General features: G+C 72.3%; 25 protein-coding genes and 1 riboswitch. Of the genes, 13 read left to right on the forward strand and 12 right to left on the reverse strand.

Features of this window, described 5'->3' with window-relative positions:
* Positions 1–116 precede the first annotated feature (116 nt).
* The gene (locus tag M8H82_RS08530; RefSeq protein ID WP_250071880.1) at positions 117–1,061 is read left to right on the forward strand and encodes a carbohydrate-binding protein; all 945 of its coding nucleotides are present in this window, start codon (positions 117–119) and stop codon (positions 1,059–1,061) included.
* A 1-nt stretch (position 1,062) separates the two neighbouring features.
* Here the strand turns inward: M8H82_RS08530 and M8H82_RS08535 are convergent, their stop codons facing one another.
* The 3 genes from M8H82_RS08535 to M8H82_RS08545 form a co-directional block, all read right to left on the reverse strand.
* Positions 1,063–1,992 (reverse strand): 1-phosphofructokinase family hexose kinase, encoded by a 930-nt coding sequence (locus M8H82_RS08535; RefSeq protein WP_250071881.1) that lies wholly within the window; start codon positions 1,990–1,992, stop codon positions 1,063–1,065.
* A gap of 114 nt (positions 1,993–2,106) precedes the next feature.
* Positions 2,107–3,297: an N-acetylglucosamine-6-phosphate deacetylase gene (gene nagA, locus M8H82_RS08540; RefSeq protein ID WP_250071882.1), complete on the reverse strand. Its 1,191-nt coding sequence runs from the start codon at positions 3,295–3,297 to the stop codon at positions 2,107–2,109.
* Positions 3,297–4,268, reverse strand: a complete 972-nt coding sequence (locus tag M8H82_RS08545) for an ROK family protein (RefSeq protein WP_250071883.1) — start codon at positions 4,266–4,268, stop codon at positions 3,297–3,299. Before M8H82_RS08545 ends, nagA begins: the two co-directional genes overlap by 1 nt.
* A gap of 73 nt (positions 4,269–4,341) precedes the next feature.
* Between M8H82_RS08545 and M8H82_RS08550 the strand changes: the two genes are divergently transcribed.
* Genes M8H82_RS08550 through otsB form a run of 3 tightly spaced genes read left to right on the forward strand, consistent with a single transcriptional unit; the run spans position 4,342 to position 6,780 of the window.
* The gene (locus M8H82_RS08550; protein ID WP_250071884.1) at positions 4,342–5,616 is read left to right on the forward strand and encodes an ABC transporter substrate-binding protein; all 1,275 of its coding nucleotides are present in this window, start codon (positions 4,342–4,344) and stop codon (positions 5,614–5,616) included.
* A gap of 35 nt (positions 5,617–5,651) precedes the next feature.
* Complete coding sequence (locus M8H82_RS08555) at positions 5,652–5,885, forward strand: DUF3263 domain-containing protein (RefSeq protein WP_250071885.1); 234 nt, start codon at positions 5,652–5,654, stop codon at positions 5,883–5,885.
* A 43-nt stretch (positions 5,886–5,928) separates the two neighbouring features.
* Entirely contained in the window at positions 5,929–6,780 is an 852-nt protein-coding gene (otsB, locus tag M8H82_RS08560) for a trehalose-phosphatase (RefSeq protein WP_250071886.1), read from the forward strand.
* Positions 6,781–6,812: 32 nt separating this feature from the next.
* On the opposite strand, the gene M8H82_RS08565 is transcribed toward otsB, so the two are convergent.
* Entirely contained in the window at positions 6,813–8,201 is a 1,389-nt protein-coding gene (locus M8H82_RS08565) for a trehalose-6-phosphate synthase (protein ID WP_250071887.1), read from the reverse strand.
* A 62-nt stretch (positions 8,202–8,263) separates the two neighbouring features.
* Complete coding sequence (locus M8H82_RS08570; RefSeq protein WP_250071888.1) at positions 8,264–9,235, reverse strand: glucosyl-3-phosphoglycerate synthase; 972 nt, start codon at positions 9,233–9,235, stop codon at positions 8,264–8,266.
* 150 nt (positions 9,236–9,385) lie between these two features.
* A riboswitch (SAM riboswitch) is annotated at positions 9,386–9,524 on the forward strand.
* A gap of 18 nt (positions 9,525–9,542) precedes the next feature.
* On the opposite strand from M8H82_RS08570, the gene thrC reads away from it, so the two are divergent.
* The 4 genes from thrC to groL all read left to right on the forward strand — a co-directional run bounded on the left by thrC (position 9,543) and on the right by groL (position 13,689).
* On the forward strand, positions 9,543–10,829 hold the full coding sequence (gene thrC, locus M8H82_RS08575) for a threonine synthase (RefSeq protein WP_250071889.1): 1,287 nt from the start codon (positions 9,543–9,545) through the stop codon (positions 10,827–10,829).
* Positions 10,826–11,101: a MoaD/ThiS family protein gene (locus M8H82_RS08580; protein WP_250071890.1), complete on the forward strand. Its 276-nt coding sequence runs from the start codon at positions 10,826–10,828 to the stop codon at positions 11,099–11,101. Before thrC ends, M8H82_RS08580 begins: the two co-directional genes overlap by 4 nt.
* A 430-nt stretch (positions 11,102–11,531) precedes the next feature.
* Positions 11,532–11,735: a cold-shock protein gene (locus tag M8H82_RS08585; RefSeq protein ID WP_004986573.1), complete on the forward strand. Its 204-nt coding sequence runs from the start codon at positions 11,532–11,534 to the stop codon at positions 11,733–11,735.
* A 331-nt stretch (positions 11,736–12,066) separates the two neighbouring features.
* Entirely contained in the window at positions 12,067–13,689 is a 1,623-nt protein-coding gene (gene groL / locus M8H82_RS08590) for a chaperonin GroEL (RefSeq protein WP_250071891.1), read from the forward strand.
* A gap of 48 nt (positions 13,690–13,737) precedes the next feature.
* Here the strand turns inward: groL and M8H82_RS08595 are convergent, their stop codons facing one another.
* Positions 13,738–14,427 (reverse strand): class I SAM-dependent methyltransferase, encoded by a 690-nt coding sequence (locus M8H82_RS08595; protein ID WP_250071892.1) that lies wholly within the window; start codon positions 14,425–14,427, stop codon positions 13,738–13,740.
* Positions 14,428–14,536: 109 nt separating this feature from the next.
* Between M8H82_RS08595 and M8H82_RS08600 the strand changes: the two genes are divergently transcribed.
* Positions 14,537–15,667 (forward strand): NADH:flavin oxidoreductase, encoded by a 1,131-nt coding sequence (locus M8H82_RS08600; protein WP_250071893.1) that lies wholly within the window; start codon positions 14,537–14,539, stop codon positions 15,665–15,667.
* Between the two features lie 38 nt (positions 15,668–15,705).
* Here M8H82_RS08600 and M8H82_RS08605 read toward each other — a convergent pair whose 3' ends face one another.
* From M8H82_RS08605 to M8H82_RS08615, 3 genes are read right to left on the reverse strand one after another with little or no spacing between them, the layout of a single operon-like run.
* Positions 15,706–17,058: a PTS transporter subunit EIIC gene (locus M8H82_RS08605; RefSeq protein ID WP_250071894.1), complete on the reverse strand. Its 1,353-nt coding sequence runs from the start codon at positions 17,056–17,058 to the stop codon at positions 15,706–15,708.
* A gap of 16 nt (positions 17,059–17,074) precedes the next feature.
* Positions 17,075–18,010: an N-acetylmuramic acid 6-phosphate etherase gene (murQ, locus tag M8H82_RS08610; RefSeq protein ID WP_250071895.1), complete on the reverse strand. Its 936-nt coding sequence runs from the start codon at positions 18,008–18,010 to the stop codon at positions 17,075–17,077.
* 31 nt (positions 18,011–18,041) lie between these two features.
* Positions 18,042–18,977 (reverse strand): MurR/RpiR family transcriptional regulator, encoded by a 936-nt coding sequence (locus tag M8H82_RS08615; RefSeq protein WP_250071896.1) that lies wholly within the window; start codon positions 18,975–18,977, stop codon positions 18,042–18,044.
* Positions 18,978–19,032: 55 nt separating this feature from the next.
* On the opposite strand from M8H82_RS08615, the gene M8H82_RS08620 reads away from it, so the two are divergent.
* A complete protein-coding gene (locus M8H82_RS08620; protein ID WP_250071897.1) occupies positions 19,033–19,425 on the forward strand; it encodes a hypothetical protein in 393 nt (130 codons plus the stop codon).
* A gap of 10 nt (positions 19,426–19,435) precedes the next feature.
* Positions 19,436–19,696: a DUF4031 domain-containing protein gene (locus tag M8H82_RS08625; protein ID WP_250071898.1), complete on the forward strand. Its 261-nt coding sequence runs from the start codon at positions 19,436–19,438 to the stop codon at positions 19,694–19,696.
* Here the strand turns inward: M8H82_RS08625 and M8H82_RS08630 are convergent.
* A complete protein-coding gene (locus tag M8H82_RS08630; RefSeq protein WP_250071899.1) occupies positions 19,632–20,831 on the reverse strand; it encodes a GNAT family N-acetyltransferase in 1,200 nt (399 codons plus the stop codon). The genes M8H82_RS08625 and M8H82_RS08630 overlap by 65 nt on opposite strands.
* A gap of 9 nt (positions 20,832–20,840) precedes the next feature.
* Complete coding sequence (locus tag M8H82_RS08635; protein WP_250071900.1) at positions 20,841–21,506, reverse strand: hypothetical protein; 666 nt, start codon at positions 21,504–21,506, stop codon at positions 20,841–20,843.
* 145 nt (positions 21,507–21,651) lie between these two features.
* On the opposite strand from M8H82_RS08635, the gene M8H82_RS08640 reads away from it, so the two are divergent.
* Positions 21,652–22,344, forward strand: coding sequence for a copper homeostasis protein CutC (locus tag M8H82_RS08640; protein ID WP_250071901.1), 693 nt, complete (start codon positions 21,652–21,654; stop codon positions 22,342–22,344).
* A gap of 73 nt (positions 22,345–22,417) precedes the next feature.
* On the opposite strand, the gene M8H82_RS08645 is transcribed toward M8H82_RS08640, so the two are convergent.
* Positions 22,418–24,460: a UvrD-helicase domain-containing protein gene (locus M8H82_RS08645; RefSeq protein WP_250071902.1), complete on the reverse strand. Its 2,043-nt coding sequence runs from the start codon at positions 24,458–24,460 to the stop codon at positions 22,418–22,420.
* Between the two features lie 353 nt (positions 24,461–24,813).
* Between M8H82_RS08645 and M8H82_RS08650 the strand changes: the two genes are divergently transcribed.
* A complete protein-coding gene (locus tag M8H82_RS08650; RefSeq protein ID WP_250071903.1) occupies positions 24,814–24,999 on the forward strand; it encodes a hypothetical protein in 186 nt (61 codons plus the stop codon).
* Positions 25,000–25,008: the final 9 nt, after the last annotated feature.

Here is a 25,008-nt window from a genome sequence, read left to right on the forward strand (position 1 = left end):
CCCAGGTCAGCGAGCTGATGCGGTCCGAGTCACCCGTTTGGGTCAGCCAGAGCGGGTAGGCTCGCCCTTCGCTACACGTACCGCATCCGCCCCGCACCTGGTGAGGAGACCAAGGGATGACGTCCGGCAACAACGGCGCCACTACGCCCGAGGACGACGACCCGTTCGGCTACCTCTACGCCGACGGGCAGGCCAACGGCGCCCAGCCACCGTCCGGTGGCTACGGCTACCCGAACTCGGTGAACCGGGTGCGCTCGGTCGGCCAGCGGCAGTACGGCCAGCAGACGGCTGCGCCCCACACCCAGGTGCCCCAGCAGCAGGGCGGGTACAACCGGCCGAACGCGCACTACTCGGCCCCGGAGACCTTCCCGGGCGGCGCCCCGGCCACCCATCAGCAGACGGCCTCCTACAGCGACGGCATCGGCGGCGGCGGCCGGGGACGCGGACCGAACACCAAGGGACTGCTGATCGGCGCGATCGCGGTGGTCGCCGCGGTCGTCATCGGTATCGCGGTGGCGATGGCGGGCGGTGACAAGGACGACGAGGGCACCGACAACGAGGCCGGCCCCACCCCGACCCAGACCGAGAGCACGGACCCGACACCTTCGCAGGGCAGCAGCGCCGAGGAAGAGGTGGACCTGCCGGAGTCGGACGCGAAGTCGCTGCGCCTGTCGCCCGGAGTGACCGTGGCCTCGGAGGTGCAGGGCGCCAACGCGGGCTCCTACGTCACCGGCCTCAACCAGCCCGGCGCCTCGGCCACCTGGACGGTCGACGGCATCCCCGAGGACGGCACCTACACGCTGTTCACGCGCTTCAGCACCACCGACGAGGACCAGTCGATGACGCTGACCGTCAACGGCAAGCCCTTCGGCAGCAAGCTGAACCTGGGCAACTTCACCCGGACCAAGGGCGGCGACTTCTCCAAGGGCTGGACCCAGACCTACGCCTGGCCCACCCTCAACAAGGGCACCAACACCATCGCGATCTCCTGCGGCGACGGCGACAAGTGCAACGTCCTGCTGGACCAGCTGTGGATCAAGGAAGGCCAGGTCAAACGCTAGGTCAGGCCGCGTCGGCCTCGCCCGTCACGGCCACCCGGCCCAGCAGCTCTTCGTACGTTCCGCGGTCGAACTCGCCCGCCACCGGTGCCGGCACGCTCGCCGCGGACAGGGCGACCGCGCGGGCCAGCCGGTCCGGCCAGGGGAGCCCTTCGACCAGGCCCGACAGCAGGCCCGCGACCGCCGCGTCGCCCGCGCCGGTCGGGTTGCCGCGCAGCGGTGCGGGCGGGACGGCCCGCCAGCGGCCCTGCGGGGTGTGGGCGAGCAGACCGTCGGCCCCCAGTGAGGCGACCACCGTGCGGGCGCCGCGGCGGCGGGCGTCCCGCGTGGCGCGCAACGGCTCGTGGGAGCCGGTGAGTTCGGCCAGCTCGTCGGCGTTGGGCTTGATGAGGTCCGGGCGGGCGGCGACGGCCCGGCGCAGGGGTTCGCCGCTGGTGTCCAGGAGTACGGGGACGCCCGCGGCGCGTGCCGCGCGGACCAGGCCCGCGTAGGCGCCGACGGGGACGCCCGGGGGGAGGCTGCCGCAGAGGGCCACCGCGTCGGCCGACGCGAGCAGCCGGTCGTAGGTCTGCTGGAAGGCGGACCACTCGGCGGGGGTGACGACCGGGCCCGGCTCGTTGAGCTGGGTCGTGTCGCCGGTGAGGTCGTCGACGACCGCGATCGTGCGGCGGGTCGTGCCGGCGAGCGGGACGAGGGCGTCGACCACCCCGCCGTCGGCGGTGAGCAGTTCGCGTACGACGCGGCCCGTGGTGCCGCCCGTGAAGCCGGTGGCGGTCACCTCGTGGCCGAGGGCCGCCAGCACCCGCGCCACGTTCAGGCCCTTGCCGCCGGGGCGTTCGAGGACCTCGGAGACGCGGTGCGAGGCGTGCGGGCGCAGCGCAGGTACGCGGTACGTGATGTCGAGAGCGGTGTTCAGCGTGACCGTGAGGATCATCCGGGCCGACCTCCCCGGTCAGTGGTGCCGTCTCTTCCGGTCCTGATCATGCCAAAGACGAGGCGGCCGTCCCAGCCCTGGGAAACGGCCGCCGTCGCGCGGATGCCGGACGGATCAGCCCAGTCGGGGATCGACCACCCAGTGACCTCGGCGCATGACGCCCTTGACCTCGTAGGCGTCGTCCAGGATCACCAGGTCGGCGTACTTGCCCGGCTCCAGCGAGCCGATCGTGTCGGACAGTCCCAGCAGCCGGGCCGGGTTGGCGGACAGGGCCTTCACCGCGTCCTCCACGGACAGCCGGTCGACCGTCACCGCGCGCTTGAAGGCGCGGTCCAGGGTGAGGGTCGAGCCGGCGATCGAGCCGCCCTCCACCAGCCGGGCGACGCCGTCGGCGACCTCGACCTCCAGCGGGCCGAGCATGTAGCGGCCGTCGCCGAAGCCGGCCGCGTCCATCGCGTCCGTGATGAACGCCACCCGGTCCGCGCCCGCGTGATGGAACGCCAGCTGCAGGGAGGCGGGGTGCAGATGGGTGCCGTCGTTGATCAGCTCGACGGTGATCCGGTCGTCCTCCAGCAGCGCCGCGATCGGTCCCGGGGCGCGGTGGCCGAGGGCGGGCATCGCGTTGAAGAGGTGCGTCGCCACGGTGGCGCCCGCGTCGATCGCCTCGACCGTCTGCTCGTACGTCGCGTCCGTGTGGCCGATCGCCGCGATGACGCCGTGCTCGGCGAGCAGCCGTACGGAGTCGATGCCGCCGGGCAGTTCGGTGGCGAGGGTGACCATCCTGGCCCAGCCGCGCGCGGCGTCGATCAGCTTGCGCACCTCGGCCGGGTCCGGGTCGCGCAGCAGCTCCTCGGAGTGCGCGCCCTTGCGGCACGGGGAGATGAACGGGCCCTCGAAGTGGATCCCGGCGATGTCGCCCTGCTCGGCGAGCTCGGAGAGGAACCCCGCGCGCTGGGCGAGGAAGTCCATGTCGCCGGTGACGGTGGAGGCGACGAGGGTGGTGGTGCCGTGCCGGCGGTGGGTGTCGATGCCCTGCAGCACGTCCTCGACGGTGCCCGAGGTGAACGAGGCTCCACCGCCGCCGTGGTTGTGGATGTCCACGAAACCGGGGACCAGGTAGTGGCCGGTTACGTCGATGACCTGGGCGTTCTCTTGCGCGGTCGCGGCGATTCGGTCGCCCTCGACGACCACTTGGCCGTTGTCGATCACTCCGGTGGGGAGTGCTACGTGGGCTCCCTTGAGGACCGTCTGCGGGCCGGTGGGGGCTGGTCGCGCAGTTCCCCGCGCCCCTGAGGGGGTTGCCATCAGGTGGGTTCCTCCTGGATCCGAGTTGTAGTAGTCAGCAGGTCCCAGGCCAGGAGGCCCGCGCCCAGACAGCCCGCCGCGTCCCCCAGGGCCGCCGGAACGATCTCCGGCACCTTCTGGAACGTGACCCTGCGCCGGACGGCGTCCCGCAGGGGTGTGAACAAGGTTTCCCCCGCCTCGGCGAGGCCGCCACCGATGATCAGTGTGCGCGGGTCCAGCAGGGTGAGGGCGGTGACCAGGCCGTCGGCCAGGGCGTCCACGGCGTCCTGCCAGACGCGTACGGCGTTCGGGTCACCGGACGCGACGGCCTTCGCGCAGTCGGCCGCGTCCGCGTCCGGGTTCCCGTCGGCCCTCGCCCAGGCCTCGCTCACCGCGGCCGCGGAGGCGAAACGCTCCAGGCAGCCGCGCTGTCCGCAGGGGCAGGGGGCGCCTCCGGGGCGTACGACGACATGGCCGATCTCGCCCGCGAACCCGTGCGCCCCGGCCTCCACCCGGCCGTCCACCCCGATCGCGCCCGCGATGCCGGTGCCGAGCGCCACGAACAGGAACCGGTCGGTGCCCCGGCCCGCGCCGACCCGGCCCTCGGCGAGACCGCCGGTGCGCACGTCGTGGCCGAGGGCGGCCGGGATGCCGAGCTCGGTGGAGATCAGTTCGCGCAGGGGTACGTCGCGCCAGCCGAGGTTGGCCGAGTAGGCGGCGATGCCGGCCACCTCGTCGACGATGCCGGGGACGGCGAGACCGGCCGCGGCGGCGGGCTCCCCGAAGTGCTCGGCGCCGTGCGCGCGCAGTTCGGCGGCGAAGCCGAGGATGCCCGCCACGACCGCGTCGGGGCCGCGCTCGCGTCCGGTCGGCCGGCGGGCCTGGTGCAGCAGGGCGCCGTCCGCCCCGACCAGGGCGGCCTTCATCCCGGTGCCGCCCACGTCGAGGGCGATGACATGTCTCACGGGGGACAGTGTGGCCCGCATACCCATGAGAGGTCTAGTCCACTAAGGTGGTGTAGACCTTATGGCGTTGTTTCGAAAGCTTTCGCATCGGGTTGGGGACATGGCAGTGCAGCGGCGCAGGACGGCAATGATCGCGGCGGTGTCCGCCCTCGGTGTGACGGCGGCGCTCGGCGGCTGCGGCCTGACCGGGGGCTCGGACGAGGTCACCCTGCGACTCGTCGCGGCGGACTACGGCGACAGCGCGGCCAACAGCTCCCAGAAGTACTGGGACTCGCTGGTCGGCGCGTACGAGAAGGACCACCCCGACGTGAACGTCGAGGTCAGCGTCTACTCCTGGACCGACGTCGACCGGAAGGTCAGGGAGCTGGTCGACGCCGGCAAGGCGCCGGACCTGGCACAGATCGGGGCGTACGCGGACTACGCGAAGGCCGGGAAGCTGTACACCGCGAGCGAGCTGCTCTCGATCACCACCCAGGCCGACTTCCTCCCGCAGTTCGCCTCGGCGGGCGCGGTCAACGGCATCCAGTACGGGATGCCGTTCGCCTCCTCCACGCGGCTGCTGTTCTACAACAAGGGCCTCTTCGAGAAGGCCGGGATATCCGCCCCGCAGACCTGGCAGGAGCTGGCGGCGAACGCCGAGGCGCTGAAGGCGGACGGGGTGAAGTACCCGTACGCGCTGCCGCTCGGGCCGGAGGAGGCGCAGGCGGAGACCATGCAGTGGCTGCTCAGCGGGGGCGGCGGCTACACCGACACCGACGCCGGGACCTACAACATCGACTCGGAGGAGAACATCGCCACGTTCGACTGGCTCAACGACGAGCTGGTCGGTCAGGGTCTGACCGGTCCCGTCGCGCCCGCCGCGCTGAACCGCGCGGACGCCTTCGAGGCGTTCACGGACGGCGAGGTCGGCATGCTCAACGGACACCCCTCGCTGATGAAGGCGGCCAAGGCCAAGGGCGTGGACTTCGGCATGGTGCCGATGCCCGGCGCCGACGGGCCGAGCGAGGTCTCGATGGGCGTCGCCGACTGGATGATGGCGTTCAAGCAGAACGGCCACGCGAAGGAGGCCGGCGACTTCCTCGACTTCGTCTACGAGGAGAAGAACGTGCTCGCCCTCTCCCGCGAGTACGACCTGCTGCCGGTGACGAACTCGGTCTCGGACATCATGAGCGCGGCGGAGCAGGACGCCGGCCTTAAGCCGTTCCTCGAGGCGCTGCCCTCCTCCGAGCTGTACCCGGTGGGCCGTACCTCCTGGGCGGCGGTCAGTGCGGCGGTGAAGAAGAAGATCGGCAAGGCGGTCTCCTCCAGCGGCGACCCAGCGAGCGTGCTGCGCGAGCTGCAGGGCACGGCGGTGGCTGAGGAGGCCGCGGAGTAGCGGCGCTGTCGGTGCCGGGGGCTACGGTGCCAGGTATGGCACCGGACCCGCTGAACCCCAGGGAACAGTCCATCCTCGCCCTGGAACGCCGCGGCTTCCCCGGCCCGGGCGCCAAGGAGCGCGCGATACGCGAGGAGCTGGGCCTGGCCCCCGTCCGCTACTACCAGCTCCTCAACGCCCTCCTGGACGACGAGCGGGCCCTCGCGCACGACCCGGTGACGGTGAACCGGCTGCGCAGGGTGCGGGAGTCACGCCGAGCGGAGCGGTGAGGTGCTGCTGACCGGCGGGCCGGCGCTGGATAGGGTCGTCCGTATGGGCAGCCACACGGAATCGACCTCCTTGCCGACCCCGGCCACCCCCGCCGGCCGGGCCGGCCTCGACGCCATCCTCGCCGAACCCGCGCGGGCGGTGATCGCCATCGACTTCGACGGGACGCTCGCGCCGATCGTGCCGGACCCCGAACAGGCCCGGGCGCACCCCGGCGCGGTGGAGGCGCTCGCCGCGCTCGCGCCGAAGGTGGCCGCCGTCGCCGTGGTCACCGGCCGGCCCGCCGGCGTCGCCGTCCGGTACGGCGGGTTCGCCGGGGTCCCGGGCCTGGAGCATCTCGTCGTCCTCGGCCACTACGGCGCCGAGCGCTGGGACGCCGTCACCGGCACCGTCAGCGCACCCGCCCCCGACCCGGGGGTCGCCGCCGTCCGCGCGGAGCTGCCCGGAGTCCTCGACGGGGTCGGCGCCTGGCACGGCACCTGGATCGAGGAGAAGGGCAGCGCGGTCGCCGTGCACACCCGCCGGGCCGCTGATCCGCAGGCCGCCTTCGACGCGCTGCGCGCGCCCCTCGCCGCGCTCGCCGCCCGGCACGGCCTGATCGTCGAGCCGGGCCGGCTGGTCCTGGAACTGCGCCCGCCCGGCATGGACAAGGGCGTCGCCCTCCTCGACTGGGTCCGCGAGACCGACGCGACCGCGATCCTTTACGCCGGCGACGACCTGGGCGACCTGCCCGCTTACGCGGCCGTCGACAAGCTCCGCACCGACGGCACCCCCGGCCTGCTGGTGTGCAGCAGCGGCAGCGAGCAGGTCCCGGAGCTGCGGGAGAGGGCCGACCTGGTGGTCCAGGGCCCCCGGGGAGTGGTGGCGCTGCTCAGCGAGCTGGCGGCGCACCTGTAGGCCCCGGGGGGATCGGCCCGGCGTCGCGGGCGCTAGCTCGTCAGCGCCCGCAGCTGGGCCATGAACCACTGCGCCGGGGGCAGGGCCGTGGCCGCCGCGGCCAGCCGCTTGGAGCGCTCGGCCCGCTCGTGCGGGGGCATGGTCAGGGCCTCGTGCAGGGCGCGCGCGGTGTCCAGGACGTCGTACGGGTTCACCACGATCGCGTGCTCGCCGAGCTCCTCGTACGCCCCCGCCTCCCGGGACAGCACCAGCGCGCAGCCCTCGTCGGAGACGACCGGCACCTCCTTGGCGACCAGGTTCATGCCGTCCCGGATGGGGTTGACCAGGGCCACGTCGGCGAGCCGGTAGGCGGCCAGGGAGCGCGCGAAGTCGTCCTTGACGTGCAGCACGACCGGAGTCCAGCCCGGGGTGCCGTACTGGGAGTTGATCTCGTCGGCGAGGCGCTGCACCTCGGCCGTGTACTCCCGGTAGACGGCGAGATCCTGCCGGGAGGGGTAGGCGAAGGCCACGTGCACGACCCGCTCGCGCCACTCGGGGTGGTCGTCGAGAAGCTGCCGGTAGGCCAGCAGCCCGCGCACGATGTTCTTCGACAGCTCGGTCCGGTCCACCCGGACGATCGTCCGCCGGCCCTCCCCGATCTCCGCCCGCAGCGCCGTCATCCGCTCCTCGACGTCCGCCTCGTGCGAGCGCCGGCGCAGGAAGTCCGCGTCCGCCCCCAGCCCGTGCACCCCGATCTCGGTGTCCCCGAGCCCGCCCGCCAGCTCATCGCAGCACGCGGTGAACGCGTCCGCCCAGCGCTGGGTGAGGAAGCCGAGGCGGTCGGCGCCGAGCATGCCCTCCAGCACCTCGCGCGCCACCCGGTCGGGCAGCATGCGGAAGTAGTCCACCGGGGCCCACGGCGTGTGCGAGAAGTGGCTGATGCGCAGGTCCGGGCGCAGCTTGCGCAGCAGCCCCGGCACCAGCGTCAGGTGGTAGTCCTGCACCAGGACCGCCGCGCCCTCGGCCGCCTCGTCGGCCAGCGCCTCGGCGAAGGCACGGTTGTAGCGGGCGTAGTTCTCCCACTGCCGCCAGAACGCGGAGTCGAAGGCCGGCTCCAGCGGGGTCTGGTACAGCATGTGGTGGACGAACCAGAGCACGGAGTTGGCGACGCCGTTGTACGCGTCCGCGTGCACGTCGGCCGGTACGGCGAGCATCCGCACGCCGTCCTCGCCCACCCCGCGGCGCACCGCCTCGCGGTCGCCGTCGGACAGTGCCGAGCACACCCACAGGGCACCGGCGTCCGGGCCGATGGCCGACAGGCCCGACACCAGTCCGCCGCCCCCGCGCTTGGTGCGCAGTGAGCCGTCTTCCTGCAGTTCATAGGAGACCGGGCCGCGGTTCGACGCGACCAGCACCTGAGCAGCGCCGTACGTGGAAGCCATGTGGTCCAACCTAGCCCGTGCCGTAAACGCTCAAACGTGCGAGGCGCTTCGGGCGGCGTGGGTTACGCCACCTTGCGGGACGCGTACTCCGAGATCTCCGCCATCGGCGGCCGTTCCTCGGTGTCCACCGAGTACGTCCGCGGCTCGAAACCGTCCTCACCGCGCTCGAACTGGGTGAGCGTGGGGCGGATGAGGTGGCCGCGGGCCAGCCGGAGCTGGGCCGTGCGGTAGATCGCGGCGGACATCCGGCCGAGCGCCTGGCCGTCCTGGTGCCGGTGCTTGCGCACCCCGACGTCGACCTGGGCCAGCGCGTCGAGGCCGACCAGGTGCAGCGCGTCGACCAGCATGCCGAGCTCCACGCCGTAGCCGACGGGGAAGGGGAGCTGTTCCAGCAGGGAGCGGCGGGCCGCGTACTCCCCGCCGAGGGGCTGCACGAAGCCGGCCAGCTGCGGCCAGTGCATGTTCAGCAGCGGGCGGGCCATCAGCTCGGTGACCCGGCCGCCCTGGCCCGCCGCCGTCGTGCCGGAGGCGCGCCCGTCGGACACCGTGAGCGGGCGGTCGTACATCGCCTTGACCAGGTCCACCCCGGGGTCGGTGAGCAGCGGTCCGACGATGCCCGAGACGAAGTCCGAGGAGAACTCCTTCAGGTCCGCGTCGATGAAGCAGACGATGTCGCCGCGGGTGACCAGCAGCGAGCGCCAGAGGACCTCGCCCTTGCCGGGCACGGCGGGCAGGCGCGGCAGGATCGCGTCCCGGTGCACCACCGTCGCCCCGGCCGCCGCGGCGACCTCGGCGGTGCGGTCGGTCGACCCGGAGTCGACGACGACGATCTCGTCCACCAGCGGGACCTGGTGCATCAGGTCGTGCCGGATCACGGCGACGATGTCGCCGACCGTCTCCTCCTCGTCGAGCGCGGGCAGCACGACGGAGACGGACTGGCCCGAGCTGCGCTTCGCGGCCAGTATCTGGTGGAGCGGGCGATCGGTCACCGACCAGGAGCGGGTGCTCAGCCAGCGCTCGACTTCTTTCAGCACGTAGGCGGCTCCTTCGCTTGTGATCCGCTGTTTGTGATCCATCTCGCCGTTCGGACGACTATCTCAACTGTCCTGGTCGTCGGTTACAGTCTTGAACAACGCGGGTGACCATCGCATGTCCTGGCCGGCCCGGCGTTCACAACTTCATACCGCTCATCCAGAGGGGCAGAGGGATACGGCCCGATGAAGCCCCGGCAACCCTCCAGCCGGTCTCGTTCACGCGAGGCTCCCGGCTCGGGAAGGTGCCAAATCCGTCTCACGGCGAGATGCGTCGTGAGGAAGATGAGGAGAAAGGGCCTCGCCTCACATGGCTGTGCAGACTGTCGCAAGCACCGGAAACACCACTGTCGATCTCGGTCCCGCCGCCGCCCTGAGCTGCCGCGAGTGCGGACACCGCGTCCCGCTCGGCCCGGTTTTCGCGTGCGAGGAGTGTTTCGGCCCGCTGGAGATCGCCTACGACTTCTCGGCGTACGACACCGAGGAGCTCCGCAAGCGCATCGAAGCGGGACCCGCGAACATCTGGCGTTACGCGCCGCTGCTGCCCGTCCCCTCGGACGTGGCCGGCAAGCCCAACCTCAACCCCGGCTGGACCGCGTTCGTCAAGGCCGACAACCTGGCCCGCGAGCTCGGCGTGACCGGCGGCCTGTACGTGAAGGACGACTCCGGCAACCCGACGCACTCCTTCAAGGACCGGGTCGTCGCCCAGGCCCTGGAGGCCGCCCGTGCCTTCGGCTTCACCACGCTCTCCTGCTCGTCGACGGGGAACCTGGCCGGTGCCGTCGGCGCCGCCGCGGCCCGCGCGGGCTTCCGCTCCTGCGTGTTCATCCCGCACGACCTGGAGCAGGGCAAGGTCGTGATGGCCGCGGTGTACGGCGGCGAGCTCGTCGGCATCGAGGGCAACTACGACGACGTGAACCGGTTCTGCTCCGAGCTGATCGGCGACCCGGCCGGCGAGGGCTGGGGCTTCGTCAACGTCAACCTGCGGCCCTACTACGCGGAGGGCTCCAAGACCCTGGCGTACGAGATCTGCGAGCAGCTCGGCTGGCGGCTCCCGGACCAGCTCGTCGTGCCGATCGCGTCCGGCTCGCAGCTGACGAAGATCGACAAGGGGCTGCAGGAGCTGATCAAGCTCGGGCTCGTCGAGGACCGGCCGTACAAGATCTTCGGCGCGCAGGCCGAGGGGTGCTCGCCGGTGTCGGTGGCCTACAAGGCGGGCCACGACGTGGTCCGGCCGCAGAAGCCGAACACCATCGCCAAGTCGCTGGCCATCGGCAACCCCGCGGACGGGCCCTACGTCCTGGACATCGCCCGGCGCACCGGCGGCGCGGTGGAGGACGTGACCGACGAACAGATCGTCGACGCGATCAAGCTGCTGGCCCGGACCGAGGGCATCTTCGCCGAGACGGCGGGCGGCGTGACGGTGGGCGTGACGCGCAAGCTGATCGAGAACGGGCTGCTCGACCCCACGAAGACGACCGTCGTCCTGAACACCGGCGACGGCCTCAAGACCCTCGACGCGGTGGCCGGCACCGGCCTCACCGCGACGATCCGCCCGAACCTCGACTCCTTCCGAGAGGCTGGCCTCGACTCATGAGCGTCAAAGTCCGCATCCCCACCATCCTGCGCACCTACACCGGTGGTGCCGCCGAGGTGACGGCCGAGGGTGGCACCCTCGCCGAGGTCATCGCCGACCTGGAGAAGAACCACACCGGCATCGCCGCCCGGGTTCTGGACGACCAGGGCAAGCTGCGCCGCTTCGTGAATGTGTACGTCAATGACGACGATGTCCGCTTCGAGCAGGGCCTGGAGACGGCGACCCCCGACGGCGCCGGAGTTTCCATCATTCCGGCGGTTGCCGGCGGCTGATCGTTACCGTCGGTAAGGCGCGTCACCCTGAGTTCATCGAATTGCCCTCTCCGTAAGACAAACGGAGGGGGCAATTCAGCTTGATTGAGCGCGGTACAGTTGGGGAACTCGCACCACTTCGCATGCCGGGCGCATATGAGTACCGCGACCCTGTGCGACGAGAAGTAGCCAAAGTGTGCGCGCCTTTTGCGTCATCTGCTCCTTTTGCGGGGCCCGACTTGCCCTGAGTTCTGGCAAATTCTCACTATATTCCGGACCTTGCGCGTCTAGAATTCTCGTCCGATTGACCTGTTGCAGACGGCAGTTGGACAGATACATTCGGCCGCGGTCGACGCGTTCCGGCGCACGCCCCCAAACCGTGGGGGGTGAGGTCTGACCCGGATCCGCGAAGTGCGGATCTGTGCAAGGGCCAGTAATAGGGGAGTTAGGCATGGCTCAGGGCACCGTCAAGTGGTTCAACGCGGAGAAGGGGTACGGCTTCATCGCGGTCGACGGTGGTGCGGATGTTTTCGTCCACTACAGCGCGATCCAGATGGACGGGTACCGCACCCTGGAAGAGGGCCAGCGGGTCGAGTTCGAGATCTCGCAGGGCCAGAAGGGCCCGCAGGCCGACATGGTTCGCGTCACTGCCTGAACGCGCGACCAACGAACCGCAAGCTACGTCTTCCGCTGAAGGGCTCGCACCAAGGGGACCCAACCCCCGGGGTGCGAGCCCTTCCGTGTGCCCGGAGGGTCCCGCCACAGGCGCACGACGCCCGCCCGAAACCCGAGAGCCGCTTGCACTCGCCTACCCCGAGTGCTAATCATTGGCGTTAGCACTCTGAAGGTGAGAGTGACAACGAAGGACCGGGTCGGTGAGGCCCGCAGGCCGGGTGGGGCAAGGAACCACAGGCGTGCGAGCCGTCCGTCGCGGGCGCGGGCGCGGTCCGAAGGAATCACCCCCAGTCCTGGAGGGACCACTTCACATGGCCAAGATCATCGCGTTCGACGAGGAGGCGCGGCGCGGCCTCGAGCGCGGCATGAACCAGCTCGCGGACGCCGTGAAGGTGACGCTCGGCCCCAAGGGCCGCAACGTCGTCCTCGAGAAGAAGTGGGGCGCCCCCACGATCACCAACGATGGTGTCTCCATCGCCAAGGAGATCGAACTCGAGGACCCGTACGAGAAGATCGGCGCCGAGCTGGTCAAGGAAGTCGCCAAGAAGACGGACGACGTCGCCGGTGACGGTACGACCACCGCGACCGTTCTCGCCCAGGCGCTGGTCCGCGAGGGCCTGCGCAACGTCGCCGCCGGTGCCAACCCGATGGCCCTGAAGCGCGGTATCGAGAAGGCCGTCGAGGCCGTCTCCGCCGCCCTGCTGGAGCAGGCGAAGGACGTCGAGACCAAGGAGCAGATCGCCTCCACGGCCTCCATCTCCGCCGCCGACACCCAGATCGGCGAGCTCATCGCCGAGGCCATGGACAAGGTCGGCAAGGAAGGCGTCATCACCGTCGAGGAGTCCCAGACCTTCGGTCTGGAGCTGGAGCTCACCGAGGGTATGCGCTTCGACAAGGGCTACATCTCGGCGTACTTCGCCACCGACATGGAGCGTATGGAGGCCGTCCTGGACGACCCGTACATCCTGATCGCCAACTCCAAGATCTCCTCGGTCAAGGACCTGCTCCCGCTGCTGGAGAAGGTCATGCAGTCGGGCAAGCCGCTGCTGATCATCGCCGAGGACGTCGAGGGCGAGGCCCTGTCGACCCTGGTCGTCAACAAGATCCGCGGCACCTTCAAGTCCGTCGCCGTCAAGGCCCCGGGCTTCGGCGACCGCCGCAAGGCGATGCTGAACGACATCGCCATCCTCACCGGTGGCGAGGTCATCTCCGAGGAGGTCGGTCTCAAGCTCGAGAACACCTCCCTCGACCTGCTCGGCAAGGCCCGCAAGGTCGTCATCACCAAGGACGAGACCACCATCGTCGACGGCTCCGGCTCCTCGGAGCAGGTCCAGGGCCGGGTCAACCAGATCCGTGCCGAGATCGAGAACAGCGACTCGGACTACGACCGCGAGAAGCTGCAGGAGCGTCTGGCGAAGCTGGCCGGCGGCGTGGCCGTCATCAAGGCCGGTGCCGCCACCGAGGTGGAGCTCAAGGAGCGCAAGCACCGCATCGAGGACGCCGTGCGCAACGCCAAGGCGGCCGTCGAGGAGGGCATCGTCGCCGGTGGTGGCGTGGCCCTGCTCCAGGCCTCCTCGGTCTTCGAGAAGCTCGACCTCTCGGGCGACGAGGCGACCGGCGCCAACGCCGTGAAGCTCGCGCTGGAGGCCCCGCTCAAGCAGATCGCCGTCAACGGTGGTCTCGAGGGCGGCGTCATCGTCGAGAAGGTGCGCAACCTGCCCGTCGGCCACGGCCTGAACGCCGCGACCGGTGAGTACGTCGACATGATCGCCGAGGGCATCATCGACCCGGCGAAGGTGACCCGTTCCGCGCTGCAGAACGCCGCCTCCATCGCCGCGCTGTTCCTGACCACCGAGGCCGTCATCGCCGACAAGCCGGAGAAGGCCGCCGCGGCCGCTCCGGGCGGCATGCCGGGCGGTGACATGGACTTCTGATCGACTCCGGTCGGTCGTCGTCTTGCCGAGGGCGGTACCCCCTGTTCGTCAGGGGGTACCGCCCTCGGGCGCGTAGTGGGAGCCGACCGCCGGCTGCCCGGTGCAGTTGGGACCGGCGGCGGGATCGGCGCCGAGATACCGGAACGGCAGCCGGAGGGTGCGCGGCCCCCGGAGGCGGAGCCGGTGGTGCCGGGCGCTGTACCGGAACCCGGCGGCCCGCAGCGCCGACAGCACGGCCCGCCCGGCCGGACTCCCGTCGGACCAGCGGACTGAGTCCGGGTCGAAGTGGGCGAGCAGCAGCCCGTCCGGGGCGAGCCAGGAGGCGGCCCGCGCCAGCAGCCCGAGCTGGTCCCCGACGTAGTGCAGCCCGTGCACACAGGTGATCAGGTCGTACGTCCGTCCCGGCGGCGGCGCCCAGATCATGACCGAGCCGACGATCTCCTCCAGCGAGGGCGGGGCCGGGGTGGGGGCGAGCGGGCCCACCAGGTCGACGGCGGTGAGCACCGCGTCCGGGGGCAGGACGGCGGCGGCCTCCCGCAGCGCGCGTCCCTCGCCGCTGCCCAGGTCCAGCCAGGAGGGCGCTGCCGGCCGGGCGGCCAGGTGGGCCGTCGGATCGAGGCCCAGTTCCCGGGCGTAACTGTTCACCCCGGTCAGGCCGCGCTCGCGGTTCATGGTGTTGTTGGCGACCACGGAGGAGCGTTCGAGGGCGTCGGCGCCGAGCAGGGTGGGCTTGGTCATACGGGCATTCTCCCGGCGCGGGAATGGGCGGCGGGGTCGTGGAGGTTGACGCCGAGGTGTGGTAAATGCACGCGCACATACCCGTCGGTACCCCTCAAGGAGCCCCCACGTGACCGTCGCCGCATCCGAGGCCGCCTCGCGCGCCGCCGAGATCCTCTCCCGCCCGACCTCGATCAACGGCCTGACCGTCCCGAACCGCATCGTCATGGCGCCGATGACCCGGATGTTCTCGCCGGGCGGCGTCCCGGGCGAGGACGTGGCGTCGTACTACGCCCGCCGGGCCGCCGCCGGAGTCGGTCTGATCGTCACGGAGGGGACGTACGTCGGCCACGACTCGGCCGGTCAGAGCGACCGGGTGCCGCGCTTCCACGGGGCCGAGCAGCTCGCGGGCTGGACGAAGGTCGCCGACGCGGTGCACGCGGCGGGCGGCACGATCGTTCCGCAGCTGTGGCACATCGGCATGGTCCGCCGGCCGGGCGAGCCGCCGTTCGCGGACGCCCCCGCGGTCGGCCCCTCGGGGCTGCGCATCGGCGCCGACGAGGTCACCGGCAGGGCCATGACCCAGCAGGACCTCGACGACGTCATCGGCGCGTTCGCCGAGGCCGCCGCCGCGGCGGAGCGGATCGGCTTCGACGGCGTCGAGCTGCACGGCGCGCACGGCTATCTCATCGACCAGTTCCTGTGGGAGGGCACCAACCGCCGCACCGACGCCTACGGCGGCGACCCGGTGGCCCGGACCCGGTTCGCCGCGGAGATCGTGGCCGCCGTCCGCGCGGCCGTCTCGCCCGACTTCCCGGTGATCTTCCGCTACTCGCAGTGGAAGCAGGACGCCTACGACGCCCGCCTCGCCGAGACCCCGGAGGAGCTGGAGGCCGTCCTCGCCCCGCTCGCGGCGGCCGGTGCCGACGCCTTCCACGCCTCCACGCGCCGCTACTGGCTCCCCGAGTTCGAGGGCTCGGACCTGAATTTGGCCGGCTGGACCAAGAAGCTGACCGGCAGGCCCACGATCACCGTCGGCTCGGTCGGCCTGAACGGCGACTTCCACAAGGCCTTCCAGGGGGAGGGCGCCGAGGTGGGCTCCCTCGACAACCTCCTGGACCGCCTGGAGCGCGACGAGTTCGACCTGGTCGCCGTCGGCCGCGCCCTGCTCCAGGACCCGCAGTGGGCACAGAAGGTGCTGACAGGCCGCCTGGCGGACCTGGCTCCCTACGACCCGGCCGCGCTGAAGTCCCTGAGCTGACGTTCACCGCGCCGGCGGAGCCGTGGGACGACCGGAGTTCACCGCGACGCCGATGTGTGAACTCCGGCAGACACGGCCCGCAGACCGAAGGCGTACGTCGTCAGGAAGCCCACCGCGTACCCCGTCAGCAGCCCGCCCGCGTAGATCGCGGCCGTCGGGGCCAGGCCCCTGTTGCCCGCCAGCAGCGGGAACAGCGCCCATCCCGACGGCCCGATCGCCGTCGCGCCCACCCGTTCGCCGAGCATCGCGAACAGCCCGACGAAGCCGCCCCCGGCGGCTCCGCCCACGCAGGCGGTGAGGAAGGGGCGGCCGAGCGGCAGGGACACCCCGTAGATCAGCGGTTCACCCACGCCCAGCAGTCCGGCCGGGAGCGCCGACCTGATCGTCGTCCGCATGGTGGTGTCGTGGCGCAGCCGGACGTACACCGCCGCCGCCGCGCCCACCTGGCCGGCGCCCGCCATCGCGAGCAGGGGGAGCAGGACGGTGTGGCCCTGCTGCTCGATCAGGGTGGCGTGGATCGGGATGAGGGCCTGGTGCAGACCCAGCATGACCAGGGGCAGGAAGAGGCCGCCGAGGACCAGGCCGGCGAAGGCTCCCGTCGTCGTCAGCAGCCAGTTCGCCGCCGTGCCGATGGCCGTCGAGACCGCGCCGGCCGTGTACATCAGGCCGTAGAGCGTGGCCAGGCCCGCCACGAGGACCGTGAGGGTGGGGGTGAGCAGGACGTCCAGGGTGGCCGGGACCCGGCGGCGGCACCACTTCTCGACGTGGACGCCCAGCAGGGCCGCCGCCAGCGCGCCGAGCACGCCGCCCTGCCCCGGTGCCAGCGTCACGCCGAACGCCGTCACCTTCGCCACGCCCGGGTAGACGACGATCGCCGCCACCGCGCCGCCGAGCACCGGTGTGCCGCCGAACTCCTTCGCCGTGTTGTACCCGACGAAGACCGCGATCAGGGACATGAAGGCGGTGGCGATCACCGACAGGGCCGGGGTGACCCCGGGCAGCAGCCCGAGGTTCAGCAGCAGACCGTTGAGCCCGGCCAGCACCCCGCAGCCGATCAGTGCCGGGATCAGCGGCACGAAGATGTTCGCGACCCGGCGCAGGGCCAGCTTCACCGGGGTCGCGTTGCGCTGCTGCCGGGCCCGCTTCAGCACCAGCGCCTGGAACTCCGGCGTCACCCGCGCCACCACCCCGGGCCCCAGCACGATCTGGTAGGTGTCGTCGTCGACCACCCCGAGGACGCCGGGCACCGCGCGCAGCGCCTCCTCGTCCACCAGGGAGCGGTCGGCCAGGCCCAGCCGCAGCCGGGTCATGCAGTGGGCGACGGAGGTGACGTTCGCGGGGCCGCCGACCAGGGGGAGGATCGCGGCGGCGGTGTCGTACGAGGTGCTCACCCCCCCGAGCCTGGGGTCAGCCGCCCGCCGCCGCCAGCGCGGCACGCAGATGGCCGCCGGACTCCTCCAGAAGGCGGGCGGCCGTCGGGCCGTCGACGCCGGCGAGGATCGTCAGGACGGCGTGCTTCACCTCGCCGTCGGTGGCGGTGAGCGCCCGCTCGATCTCCTCGTCGCCCGCGCCGGTCGCCAGCGCGACGATGCGGCGGGAGCGGGCGCGCAGCTTGTCGTTGGAGGCGCGTACGTCGACCATCAGGTTCCCGTACGTCTTGCCCAGCCGGATCATGGTGATCGTCGAGATCATGTTGAGGACGAGCTTCTGCGCCGTGCCGGACTTCAGGCGGGTGGAGCCGGTGAGCAGCTCGGGGCCGACCACGATCTCGATGCGGTGCTCGGCGGCGGCCGCGAGCGCGCTGTGCGCGTTGCAGGCCAGGCCGATCGTCAACGCGCCCAGGGAGCGGGCGTGTTCCACCGCGCCGATCGCGTACGGGGTACGGCCGGAGGCGGAGATGCCGACCACCGTGTCCAGCGGTGTCAGCGCGAGCGCGTCGAGGTCGGCGCGGGCCAGTTCCCCGGAGTCCTCGGCGCCCTCCACGGAGCTGACCATGGCCTCGGGACCGCCCGCGATCAGGCCGACGACCTGACCGGGGTCGGTGTTGAAGGTGGGCGGGCACTCGGAGGCGTCGAGCACGCCGAGCCGCCCCGCGGTGCCCGCGCCCGCGTAGACGAGCCGTCCGCCGCGCGCCATCCGCTCGGCCACGGCGTCGACGGCGGCGGCGATCTCGGGGAGCCGCGCGGCGACGGCGGTGGGTACGGAGGTGTCCTCGCCGTTCATCAGGCGGGCGATGTCGAGAGTGGGCAGCCGGTCGATGTCGGCCAGCTCGGGGCGGAAGGCCTCGGTGGTGAGGGACTCCAACTCGGCGCGCAGCGCACGGGGGTCGGACGGTGAGGTCATGGGCTCTTTCCACGTACGGAACTGATGTGGGCTACCGCCGGTGCCGGTGGGCCAGCGCCTCGTAGGACGCCGACAGGGCGGGTGCGGCGGTGTCGTACGTCCGCTGCGCGACTCCGACGAACAGGCAGTCCACGACCAGCAGTTGGCCGGTCCTGGACGACATGGCGGCCGGGCGCAGCTCGCTCTCCCGCGCGGTGGACGTGGTGAGGACGTGGTCGGCGTACTGGGCGACCGGCCCGTCCGGCCGTCCGGTGATCGCGACGGTCGTCGCCCCGTGCTCGAAGGCGACCCGCAGGGGCTCGATCACGTCCCCGGTGGACCCGGAGTGCGTGATGGCGAGCGCCACGTCGCCCCCGCGCAGCTGCACCGCGTTGGTCACGGCGAGATGGGGATCGCTGTGCGCGTGGGCTATCAGGCCTATGCGCAGCAGTTTCTGCGTGAGGTCCTGGGCGACGAGCCCGGACGCCCCGACGCCGTACACGTCGATCCGGCGGGCGCCGGCCAGGGCGGTCACGGCCGCGCCGAGCTGGGCGGTGTCGAGTCCGGCGGCGGTGTCGGCGAGGGTCTGCTGCTCGTCGTAGGCGAGTTTGGCGACGACGTCGGCGATGGGGTCGTCCACCGCGATGTCGGTGGTGATGGCGGGCGCCCGCCCGGACTGCTGCTGGGCGGCGAGGCCGGCCAGCGCCAGGCGCAGATCGCGGTAGCCGGGGTAGCCGAGCAGGCGGGCGGTGCGCACGACGGTCGCCTCGCTGGTGCCGGTGAGCTCCGCGAGACCGGTGACGGTGAGCGCGGCGCAGCCGGCCGGGTCGCCGGCGACGGCTTCGGCGACCCGCTGCATGGAGCGGGTCATGGACGGCGCGAGCGTGCGCACCTTGGCCGCGAGGGCGGCGGGAGCGGGGGGCGGGCCGCCGGACGGACCGGCCTGTCCCGGTCCGGCTCCGAAAGTTTCCTTCACCTGCTGGGTCACGGTTGAAAGATATTTTCGCTTCAGTGTTGTGGTCAAGAGTGCGCACAATGGGGGCATGGATCCCTCCCGCCACCCCGTAAGCCCCCTGGAGCAGGCGTTGCACGCGGCACGTGCCCTGGTGCTCGCCGATCTGGTCGCGGGCCAGGTCGCCGAGGCGGACGTCGTGTCGATCGTCGAGGACTCGGTCGTGCAGCGGCGCTGGTGGGTGGAGCAGTGGCCCGAGGGCGCCGCCTTCATCGCCGGGCTGGTGGCGCAGGACGTCCAGGACGCCCTCCTGGACCGGTACGGCCGCTGGCCGCTCTGCCCGGTCTGCGGCCAGGGCGACCCGCACGCGCTGGACGTCGAACCGGAACTGGGCCCCGATCCGCACTGGGTCTGCCACAAGGCGGGCGTGAAGGTGGCGTCGGTGGGCCTGTTGGGGGCGGCGACGGGCGGGGCTTCCCCGTGAGGCGGTCCCCGTGACGGTCTACATAGATCCGCCGACCTGGCCCGGGCACGGCCGGATGTGGTCCCACCTGGTCAGCGACGTCTCCTTCGCCGAACTCCACGACTTCGCCGACCGGCTCGGCGTCCCCCGGCGGGCCTTCGAGCGGGACCACTACGACATCCCCTCGCACCGCTACGCCGACGCGGTCGCCGCGGGCGCGGTGGAGGTCAGCAGCCGGGACGTGGTGCGGCTGCTGAACGGAGCGGGACTGCGCCGGCCGAAGGGCCGCTAGACCCTGCCGTCGGCGCTCCGGACGAGCCAGCCGGGGCGCTGAGCAGATAGACGTGCAACGGGCCGTCCGCCTCCCGGCGCTCGCCCATCGCCCGCTCCTCCTCGGGCGTGGCCCGCACGAAGCCCGCGCGGGTGACCACGGCCTGGGACGGCAGGTTGGCGCGGTCTATGGTCGCCAGCAGCGTGTGTACGTCGTCCCTGGCCAGCGCCCACCGCGACAGCGCCCGCAGCGCCTCGGTCGCGTAGCCGTTGCCGCGGGCCGACTCCGCCAGGTCGTAGCCGATCTCCACGCGGCCCTCCTCGTCGGGCGCGCCGTGGAAGCCGAGGGCGCCCACGGCCCGGTCGTCCTCCTCGCGGACGAGGACGAAGACGCCGAACTCCGGCCGGTGCACGCCCGCTTCGTACGCCTTGAGCAGCATCCCGGAGGCCTCCCGGGTGCCGTCGTAGGGGCCGCCCGGCGCCCACGTGTAGCCGCCGTCGCCCCCGGCCGCGAGGTCGGCCGCGGCGGCGGGGGTCAGGCTCTCCAGGGTGAGCCGGCCGGCGGGCAGGACGAGGTGGTTGATCCAGTGCCAGTCGGTGACCGGCGCACGGTCGGGAAGGGTGCCGCGGCCGGTGGCCCAGAGCAGGGTCGCCCAGGGGGTGGGCCCGGGCCGGACGTGCGGCAGGAGCCGGGTGAGGGCGAACTCGGCCAGCTCGGCGGGCGGTTCGTAGGCCAGGCCCAGCGCCTCGGCGATGTCGTACGTGTGCAGCAGCACCTCGCCGACGCCGAGGGCGGCGAAGCCATCGGCGTTGGCGCTGAAGTAGGGGCAGGGGTGGTGCGCGCGGACGTGGCGCGGGGTGGTGCGCAGGGTGGCGGTGAACAGGGTGCCGGTGGTCTCGATGGCCTCCAGCAGCCCTTCGTTGCCGGCGGTGGCGTCGGGAGTGACCGTCAGGGGCACGTGCGCGGTGCGGCCCCGCGCCGCGAGGCGACCGGCGTAGACGATGAGGTCGTGGGCGATGTGGACCGCCGCCTCCCGGCAACTCCACTCCGACCGCGCGGCCTTGACCGTGTCCCAGTCCTTGCCGGCCGCCGTCCGCAACAGGGCCACCGAGCCCGCCACGGCTTCCTGCACGCGTTCCCCGCCCATGTCTCGCATGCGGGCAGGCTATGCGGACGGGCCGGAGGGGAGCGAGAGCATTTCGAGTTCCGCAGCGAGGTTGTACCGGGCGGTGGCCTCCCACTTCTCCTGTCCGTACGGCGTCCTGAACAGCCGCGGCAGGTCGAGCAGTTGGCGCAGCACCGCGGACCTGCCCGACCGGAAGGCGTCGTTCGGCACGAAGTGGTACTCCTCGCGGACGGCGGCGGTGTAGGCGGCGTACGCGGAGGGCGGCGCGGCGAGGATCGCGAGGTCGGCGTCGCACAGGACCTGGCCGTTGCGGTCGTCGTCGGCGGGATCGTGGGTCACGGTGAGGCGGACGAGCCGGGCCACCTCGGCGGTGCGCTCGGCGGGCACTCCGGCCTCGGGCAGGGCGCGCTCGGCGAGACGGGCCGACCGCTCCTCGTTGGTGGAGCGGTCCGGCAGGTAGACGGCGTCGTGGAACCACGCGGCCAGCCGTACGGCGGCCGGGTCGGCGGCGTACTCCTCCAGGACGTCGACATGGTCGAGGACCGCCGCGAGGTGGTCCACGGTGTGATAGCGCCGCTGCGGCTCCGACCACCGCTCGAGCAGCGCGTCGCCGTACCGGTCGGGGGAGACGGCGCGGGAGTCGTCCTCCCGCGCCGCGAGCAGGGTGCGCAGCCAGCGGGAGCGGAGGTCGTCGAGATCTGCCATGCGCCCATTCTCCCTCCCGCACCGGGGCGCGCCCCGGTGCGTGGGCCGGGTGTGACGGGGCGTGTGGCGGGCGTAGTCTTGGAGCAGGATTGGACTAGACCTATACACCTGGTGTCGACCCTTGGTCGCCGACGAATGGGGCCCCATGAGCAAGCGTGCACTCCTGGAGGTGATCGCCCTCGACGTCGAGGACGCGGTCGCCGCCCAGGCCGGAGGCGCGGACCGCCTCGAACTGGTCACCGACATCGCCGCCGACGGGCTGACCCCGTCGGCCGCGACCGTGGCCGGGATCCGGGCCGCCGTGGACATTCCGGTGCGGGTGATGGTGCGGTTGGCGGACGGGTTCGCGGCGGGGGACGCCCACCGGCTGGTGGGGGCCGCCGAGGAGATGCGGGGCGCGGGGGCCGAGGAGTTCGTGCTCGGGTTCCTCGACTCCGACGGGGCTGTCGACCTGGATGCGGTGGAGCGGGTCGTGGCGGTGCTGGGCGGGTGCCGGTGGACGTTCCACCGGGCGATCGACCGGGCGGCGGACCGGGACGCGCTGCGCAAGGCGCTGGACGGGCTGGCGGGGCTGGACACCTATCTGACGGCGGGGTCCGCGGCGGGGGTCGACGAAGGGCTGCCCACGCTGCTGGCGGAGGCGGCGCGGGGTGGCGAGCCGGGGTACGAGCAGCGGGTGCTCGTGGGCGGGGGACTGCGGCTGGACCACGTGCCGTATCTGCTGTCCGCGGGGCTCGACGCGTTCCACATCGGCGGGGCGGCCCGGCCCGAGGGCTGGACCGGACCGGTGTCCCAGGCGGCGGTGGGGGAGTGGCGGCGGGTGCTGGACGGGGTGTGACCGCCGGGCCCTGGACGGCGTGCCTCGTCCCCGAACGCCGGAGGGGCTGGGAACAGCCCTCCGGCGCTCGGGATCAGGCCGTCAGCTCCGGCGGCAGCGGTGCCGCATGGGTCACGATCAGGCCCGACACCGCTCGCGTCAGCGTGACGTACAGCCGCCGCAGCCCCGTCCGTTCGTCCGGCTCCCCGTCCACCACCGCCCGGGGTTCGTCCAGGACCACGTAGTCGTACTCCAGGCCCTTCGCCAGCGACGCCGGGACCAGCGTCAGCCGGGTCCGCGCCGTCGTCTCCTCGCCCGGGGACAGATGCCCGATCCCCGCCGCGGCCAGCGCCTCCGCCAGTTCCGGCACCCGTGCGTCCGCCGCGATCAGCCCCGTGGACCCTTCGTTGCGCAGCAGCTCCTCGCAGGCGCCCACCACGTCCGCCGTGCCCCGCACCGCCCGCACCTCGAAGAAGCCCGGGTTCTCCCGGACCGACGCCACCGGCGTCAGCCCCGGCGCGATGTGCGGCAGCAGCCGGGAGGCGTACGTGATCACATCCGTCGGCACCCGGAAGCCCGCCGTCAGCTCCTCCACCACGCCCTCCGGCTTGCCCAGATGGGACAGCGCCTCCGCCCAGCTCTTCGTCGCCCACGGGGTCGTCCCCTGCGCCAGGTCCCCCAGCACCGTCGCCGAGCCCGTCGTGCAGCGCCGCCCCACCGCCCGGTACTGCATCGGGGACAGATCCTGCGCCTCGTCCAGCACCACGTGCCCCAGCGAGTGCGTCCGCCGGATCAGGTCCGTCGCCTCGTCGATCAGCACCGCGTCCGCCGCCGACCACTTCGCCGACTTCACCGACCGCACCGGCCGCTCCCACAGGATCAGCTTGCGCTCCTCCTCGCTCAGCACCCCCTCGGCGTGCTCCGCGAGGAACCCGGCGTCCGTCAGCAGCCGCAGCACCAGCTTCGCCGGCTCCACCACCGGCCAGATCGCCTTCACCGCCGCCTTCACCGCCGTATTGCGGGCCACCGCGTCCTGGACCCGGTCGTCCGGCGCCTCCCCCGAGCGCTCCATCTGCACCAGCACCGCATGCGCGATCCGCTGCGGCAGCGCCTCCCGGGCGGCCCCGTACCGGATCTCCCGGTCCAGCAACTCCCGGACCATGGCCTCGACTTCGTACGCCGGCACCCGCCAGCGGCGCGAACCGCGCACCACCACGACCGGCTCGGACGGCATCGTCACGTGCGAGTACAGCGCCCGCCGCAGCACCTCCGCCATCCTCGCGTCACCCTTGACGACCGCCGCCGCCGCGTCGTCCGTGCCGCGCACCTCCACCTGAGCGACCAGGTCGTCGACGGTCGCCTGCCGGACCGTCAGCTCGCCGAGCGCGGGCAGGACCTGCTCGATGTAGTGGAGGAAGGACCGGTTCGGGCCGATGACCAGGGTCCCCGTCCTGGCCAGCCGCTCACGGTGGGCGTACAGCAGATACGCCACCCGGTGCAGGCCCACCGCCGTCTTCCCGGTACCGGGGCCTCCCTGCACGCACACCGTGCCGCCCAGACCGGACCGCACGATCTCGTCCTGCTCGGGCTGGATCGTGGCGACGATGTCCCGCATCGGGCCCACGCGCGGGCGCTCGATCTCCTGCTGGAGCAGCTTGCTGGTCCTCGCCGCCTCGGCCGGGTCGGAGAGGTGCTCGTCCTCGTACGCGGTGAGGTCGCCGCCCGTGTAGCCGAAGCGGCGGCGCAGCGCCACGTCCTGCGGGTCCTTCTTCGAGGCCCGGTAGAACGGCTGGGACACCGGCGCGCGCCAGTCGATCACCATCGGATCGCCGGCGGCGTCGTGCACATGCCGCCGCCCGATGTAGAACTGCTCGCCCTGCGCGCCCTCGGAGCGGTCCGCGCCGGGTGCGTGCAGATAGTCGAGGCGGCCGAAGAACAGCGGGGTGTCGCTCAGGTCGGCCAGCGCCTTGATCCGCTCGTCGATCTGGTGGGCGAGGACGGCGGCGTTGACCCAGTTCGCGGTGACGTCCGTGATGTCGAGCGCCTCGACGTCCTCGCGCATCGCACGCAGGGCGGCGCGAGAGGAGGCGAGGTGGGAACGCTCACGGGCCAGGGGGTCGTCGGCGGGCGTGGACAAGGGAGTGCCTCCGGGGGGCCTGCGGGATCGGGCGCTGCGAGAAGCCGTCCGGTTTCCGGCCGGACGGCGGCACTCCGCGAAGGGAGGCGGGCAAGAGCGGAGATTCTAGGCGAGCGGGGAAGGAGGGGGCCAACGGTTTTCCCGCCGCCGCTGACGCCCCGCTGACCTCCCGCTGACGCCCTGGCCGCCATCCCCGCCGCCCCGCCCGAACCCGCCTCCCCCATGTCCGTCCCCTAGGGGACCCCGCCCTCCCCCTGGGGGGTACGGCTCGGTCCACAGGTGGACAGCGGCCCCGCGCCGATTCGGTCCCGAGACCGATGCCCGCCTTATGTCCCGGAATCCACCATGGAGACATGAGCGCCGCAACCCTCACCCCAGTCCCCGGCCGCCACCCGGCCGCCGGAGCCAGTCCCCTTCTCGGCAGTCACCGCCACCGCCTCGGCGACGCCCTGCGCGCCGTGAAGGTCTTCGCGGGCGCCGCCTTCGACGTCGTCATCCTCGGGGAGTACGGCGAGGAAGCGGGCGTCCGCCGCAGGTGACCGCCGAGG

The sequence above is a fragment of the Streptomyces sp. YS415 genome, assembly GCF_023544665.1.
Classification (GTDB): Bacteria; Actinomycetota; Actinomycetes; order Streptomycetales; family Streptomycetaceae; genus Streptomyces.

Excerpts from the sequence above, each read along its gene's own strand:
- M8H82_RS08530 (WP_250071880.1), top strand. The coding sequence starts at position 117 with ATGACGTCCGGCAACAACGGCGCCACTACGCCCGAGGACGACGACCCG.
- M8H82_RS08535 (WP_250071881.1), bottom strand. The coding sequence starts at position 1,992 with ATGATCCTCACGGTCACGCTGAACACCGCTCTCGACATCACGTACCGC.
- nagA (WP_250071882.1), bottom strand. The coding sequence starts at position 3,297 with ATGGCAACCCCCTCAGGGGCGCGGGGAACTGCGCGACCAGCCCCCACC.
- M8H82_RS08545 (WP_250071883.1), bottom strand. The coding sequence starts at position 4,268 with ATGGGTATGCGGGCCACACTGTCCCCCGTGAGACATGTCATCGCCCTC.
- M8H82_RS08550 (WP_250071884.1), top strand. The coding sequence starts at position 4,342 with ATGGCAGTGCAGCGGCGCAGGACGGCAATGATCGCGGCGGTGTCCGCC.
- M8H82_RS08555 (WP_250071885.1), top strand. The coding sequence starts at position 5,652 with ATGGCACCGGACCCGCTGAACCCCAGGGAACAGTCCATCCTCGCCCTG.
- otsB (WP_250071886.1), top strand. The coding sequence starts at position 5,929 with ATGGGCAGCCACACGGAATCGACCTCCTTGCCGACCCCGGCCACCCCC.
- M8H82_RS08565 (WP_250071887.1), bottom strand. The coding sequence starts at position 8,201 with ATGGCTTCCACGTACGGCGCTGCTCAGGTGCTGGTCGCGTCGAACCGC.
- thrC (WP_250071889.1), top strand. The coding sequence starts at position 9,543 with ATGGCTGTGCAGACTGTCGCAAGCACCGGAAACACCACTGTCGATCTC.
- M8H82_RS08580 (WP_250071890.1), top strand. The coding sequence starts at position 10,826 with ATGAGCGTCAAAGTCCGCATCCCCACCATCCTGCGCACCTACACCGGT.
- M8H82_RS08585 (WP_004986573.1), top strand. The coding sequence starts at position 11,532 with ATGGCTCAGGGCACCGTCAAGTGGTTCAACGCGGAGAAGGGGTACGGC.
- groL (WP_250071891.1), top strand. The coding sequence starts at position 12,067 with ATGGCCAAGATCATCGCGTTCGACGAGGAGGCGCGGCGCGGCCTCGAG.
- M8H82_RS08595 (WP_250071892.1), bottom strand. The coding sequence starts at position 14,427 with ATGACCAAGCCCACCCTGCTCGGCGCCGACGCCCTCGAACGCTCCTCC.
- murQ (WP_250071895.1), bottom strand. The coding sequence starts at position 18,010 with ATGACCTCACCGTCCGACCCCCGTGCGCTGCGCGCCGAGTTGGAGTCC.
- M8H82_RS08620 (WP_250071897.1), top strand. The coding sequence starts at position 19,033 with ATGGATCCCTCCCGCCACCCCGTAAGCCCCCTGGAGCAGGCGTTGCAC.
- M8H82_RS08630 (WP_250071899.1), bottom strand. The coding sequence starts at position 20,831 with ATGCGAGACATGGGCGGGGAACGCGTGCAGGAAGCCGTGGCGGGCTCG.
- M8H82_RS08635 (WP_250071900.1), bottom strand. The coding sequence starts at position 21,506 with ATGGCAGATCTCGACGACCTCCGCTCCCGCTGGCTGCGCACCCTGCTC.
- M8H82_RS08640 (WP_250071901.1), top strand. The coding sequence starts at position 21,652 with ATGAGCAAGCGTGCACTCCTGGAGGTGATCGCCCTCGACGTCGAGGAC.
- M8H82_RS08650 (WP_250071903.1), top strand. The coding sequence starts at position 24,814 with ATGAGCGCCGCAACCCTCACCCCAGTCCCCGGCCGCCACCCGGCCGCC.